The 3,663-nt window shown below is 60.1% G+C and carries 5 protein-coding genes; 1 reads left to right on the top strand and 4 read right to left on the bottom strand.

What is annotated here, in order from left to right:
- Positions 1 to 1,013 precede the first annotated feature (1,013 nt).
- From EJ903_RS25995 to EJ903_RS25980, 4 genes are all read right to left on the bottom strand, one after another.
- A complete protein-coding gene (locus EJ903_RS25995) occupies positions 1,014 to 1,448 on the bottom strand; it encodes a DUF29 domain-containing protein (RefSeq protein WP_126620771.1) in 435 nt (144 codons plus the stop codon).
- Entirely contained in the window at positions 1,445 to 2,020 is a 576-nt protein-coding gene (locus EJ903_RS25990; RefSeq protein WP_246016001.1) for a replication/maintenance protein RepL, read from the bottom strand. The genes EJ903_RS25995 and EJ903_RS25990 overlap by 4 nt, the downstream gene beginning before the upstream one ends.
- Positions 2,021 to 2,473: 453 nt before the next feature.
- Entirely contained in the window at positions 2,474 to 2,773 is a 300-nt protein-coding gene (locus EJ903_RS25985) for a hypothetical protein (protein WP_126620770.1), read from the bottom strand.
- 36 nt (positions 2,774 to 2,809) lie between these two features.
- Positions 2,810 to 3,037, bottom strand: a complete 228-nt coding sequence (locus EJ903_RS25980; RefSeq protein WP_126620769.1) for a hypothetical protein — start codon at positions 3,035 to 3,037, stop codon at positions 2,810 to 2,812.
- A gap of 243 nt (positions 3,038 to 3,280) precedes the next feature.
- On the opposite strand from EJ903_RS25980, the gene EJ903_RS25975 reads away from it, so the two are divergent.
- The coding region (locus EJ903_RS25975) for a hypothetical protein (RefSeq protein WP_148105312.1) at positions 3,281 to 3,663 on the top strand (383 nt) is incomplete at its 3' end.

Here is a 3,663-nt window from a genome sequence, read left to right as displayed (position 1 = left end):
AGCAGTGGTGGGGCTGGTGCGAAGATCAAGCCCACGTCGAGCGGATGCGGACCGGACTGGCGTCGGTCAAAGGGACGGTTCGCCGGTTCGACTGAGACGATCCCCCTGGATTTTAGCGGCTAAAATCGGGCCGCCCCGGTGATCCACCGGCAAACGGCCTGCGGCCTAGGACACCCCGCCGCCGTTCGCGCTGGAGGCACGGCGGCGGGGTGTCCTTTGCCCGTGGATTACCGGGACGGCAGCGCCGGAGCAGGGGGGCGAGTAGCAGAGGAACAGGAAACCTTGGTGATCCCTGCTTGGTGTCTCGGTAGGGCTAACGATTATATTCTTCCCGCATCTCGTCACGGAGGCATCTACTGAAAACCGCTCCAGCTTCCATTCCGAGCAGGTTCGAGTAAAGGCATTGAGCGAAGCCAACGCAAAAAGATTCCTGCAGACGCCTCCTTGCAATCTCAAGCTCTATAGTAGATTGCCCTGCGGCCATGGCCAACATCTCACGTTCCAGGATGATGGAGTTATTACGTATATAAGAAGAATAAGCCGTATGTGTGCATAAATTTTCTTGATTTCTAAATTTTTTCGAAGGCTTTAAATTATCAATAATCATGTTTATTATAGGAATAATAAATAAAACCAATATTATTGCAGAGAAAATCAACCATTGTTTTCGTATGTCCATTGCACAAAATCCACCATATGGGGTTTGGGCTCCGAGTAGCAGCCGCCCCCCGACCCCAGCGGGACGATGCGCGGAGACGGCAGAGTTACAGGAGTTTGGCTCTTACCTAGGTTTTACGTTCCTCTGCTACTCGCGCCCCGAGCAGGATGAGGGGGTGGGCCGGTTACTTCCTCCACGATCCGCCGCACGGTGCCGTCCGGCAGAGGCTCGAAGCGGGTGAGGCGAACGGTACCCACCAACTCACCGCGCTGATAGGCGATTGCCTCCTCAAGGCCAGCCACGAGGGAGGCGAAAAGTTCGTCATCCATCCATCGACCCCTTTGCTTGATTGGCCCTATTCGGGCCAGAACTCTGCATCCATTATCTGCTCAAACGGCCAGGGGCAGGCCGTCGGAAAGGTCGCCTCCGGCAGTCCTGTTTCGGCGGCTGCTTCCATGCGAGCCTTGCGGTAGGCACGGGTAATGGTGTCCGGGATTTGGCTTTTCAGGCTCGGATTGTCGTCAAGATGGTCGGCGATGTCGGCTCGCTGGATGCGAACCGTCGTGCGCCATGATGGACCCTGTAGCAGAGGTTGGTACTGCCATTTCAGCAGGTGCATCAGAAGCACGGTCAATCGGTTGACCAGTTCGCGCTTCTCGCTGCGGCCCATGCTCTCGATCTCCTCGGCGATGTGCTCGATATCAGCGGCGGACAGTTTCCCGGCCCGCAGCAATGCCGCTTGCTCGTTCGCCCAGGCGTAGAAATCGCTGTCGTAGAGGCTCGCGCTCATGGCTTCACTCCGATGGCTTGAGGAGCCGCACGGCGGCGGTATTCCTTCACGAAGGCTACTCGATCTCCTTTGAAGAAAAGAGCAGGGTTAACCCAATAGACATTAGGAGTTTTCGGTATCAAAAACTCCTTCTCTAGAAGCTCTTTCAGACCCCGGTTAAACGTCCGCTCTGACATCCCAATGGCGGCTCCGTTCAGCCCATCGTTGAACCAGAAGAGTGTCAAGCAGTCGGCATATCCGCCCGTCATCTTCTCGCGCTGGTACGCCTCCAAGACAGCTTGAAAAACCTTTGCACCGGCTGCCCCCAGTGCGAAAGCGGCTTTTACGCCATCTGCAAAAACCTTCACGAACGCCTCATCGTCCCGTTCTTCCACCGTGTGAATCATCGAAACGGCCTTCACCTCTCCCGTCTCTGGATCAACCAACTCTTGGGAGGTCGCTGTGCGGACATATCGGCGCTTTGCTTTCGCGTCGATCTCCACCGTGACGGGTTCCACGAATGGATTAACGGTCGGGGAAAAGGCGCGTTTCAGCGCATGAACTGACAGATTATCTGACATAAGATAAGCCATTTTTGTCACTTTTCGAGACAGACGCTGTCTGAAAAAGTGACAAAAATCAAGCCATTTTTGTCACCAAAAATGACTATGTTGTCAGTTTTAGCGCCAAGTTTGTCACCTCCGGTCCAGCAAATCCGCCACAGATTGACCTTTCCCTTCTCACTCTGTGTAACGCACCCCCTTTCCAGGGAGTCCACAGGGCGCGAAGGGAGGGGGCGCGCACCAGCGCGCAGGCCCCCGACCGTCGCCCTGTGGACCCCCCTGGAAAGGGCAGGGCCGAAGGCCCCTGTGCCTTGCAAGGTGCGGCAGGTGGGGGGTGTCGGGGGGAGGGGAGGACTGACGATCAGCGCGCCAGGATCGCTCAGGAGGGCTTTCCGGGGGCTTCGGGTGAATTCGCCCATGCCCGCCCCCGAAATCGCTCTCAGGGGCATCCTGGGGCTTCCCAGGGGCGTTCTGGTGCCCCTCTCAGCCTGAACAGGCTGTGTCGGCTTCCAGGCGCGTCCAGAGCCGCTGTAGGGCCTCCTGTCCGGCAGGGGCATCGAACAGGTCGAGGCGGTCCGCCTCAGGCATCGTGAGCATGTCGGCGGCCAGCTCCGGGGCGTCCTGCCCCAGCTCCGCCGCGAAGTGCTCCCAGGTCTCAAAGCCGAGGTCGTACTCACCGCACTTCGGGACGACCTCGCCCGCCTCGACCTGATCCATGATCGCCAGGAGGCGGGCGTCCGTCTCGCTCCAGGTCTCGCCGATCCGAAGCCTGATCCTCGTCATGGGCGTCCCTCCCTGCTGTCCGGGGCTGGTCCAGCGTCAGGCCAGCCAGTCGTCTTCGTCCTCGTCCGGCGGGGGCGCTGGACGGCCTGGCGCGGCATCGGCAGCCAGGCCGTCCAGCAGCTGGCCAGCGTAGGCCCGCACCTGCGCCGCCACCGCTGGCGGCAGCCACTGGCGGTACTCGACCCACCCGGCGGCACGGCGACGTCGCCGGTAGGCGGCCTGCCGATCCGCGTTGCCCCAGTCGGACCCGTCCCCGTCGCCCATTCTCGTTACTCCATAACGCCGGATAGCGTTACTCCGTAACGTCCCGGAGAGGCAAGCACCGGCCCCCCGCCGACCGGGAAAAAGTCCGACCGCAGGGAGTGCGCGCAGTAAGCAAATCCAGATTTGCGGCGCGAGCGGCCCTGCCGGCGGCTGGAAAGCGAGGATTTCCAAGGCGTCCAGAGAGTGGGCATCTTGCGGAGATTAGATCGTTAGCGTAACGTTACGCTAACGGTGGAGATGGCAATGGGCGACTACACAGCAGCCGAACGAATTGGCCGGTTCCGGGAAAAGCGCCTGAAAGCGGGGCTGGTGGAGACGCGGATCTGGACGCGCCCGGAACTAATTCCCCTGTTGCGATCGGTCGCAGAATTGATCCGGCCGGATCAGGTTGGGATGATGCTCGATGTCGTCGAGGCAGCCGCCGCCGCACCCAATCAGCCCGCTCCCACGGCCATCCGCATCGCTGTGGATTTCCCGTCGAAACCGCCCGTCTCAGTGCGCGATCAGCTGAAAAAAGTCGGGCTCAAATGGGACGGAAAGCAGTGGTGGGGCTGGTGCGAAGATCAAGCCCACGTCGAGCGGATGCGGACCGGACTGGCGTCGGTCAAAGGGACGGTTCGCCGGTT

The organism is Azospirillum griseum, assembly GCF_003966125.1.
Taxonomy (GTDB): Bacteria; Pseudomonadota; Alphaproteobacteria; order Azospirillales; family Azospirillaceae; genus Azospirillum; species Azospirillum griseum.
The sequence above is the reverse complement of the archived record's forward strand: the minus strand, read 5'-3'. Positions and strand labels throughout refer to the sequence as shown.

Bases quoted from the DNA above. Each gene is read 5' to 3' on its own strand.
- EJ903_RS25980 (WP_126620769.1), bottom strand. From the start codon at position 3,037: ATGGGCGACGGGGACGGGTCCGACTGGGGCAACGCGGATCGGCAGGCC.
- EJ903_RS25995 (WP_126620771.1), bottom strand. From the start codon at position 1,448: ATGAGCGCGAGCCTCTACGACAGCGATTTCTACGCCTGGGCGAACGAG.
- EJ903_RS25985 (WP_126620770.1), bottom strand. From the start codon at position 2,773: ATGACGAGGATCAGGCTTCGGATCGGCGAGACCTGGAGCGAGACGGAC.
- EJ903_RS25990 (WP_246016001.1), bottom strand. From the start codon at position 2,020: ATGGCTTATCTTATGTCAGATAATCTGTCAGTTCATGCGCTGAAACGC.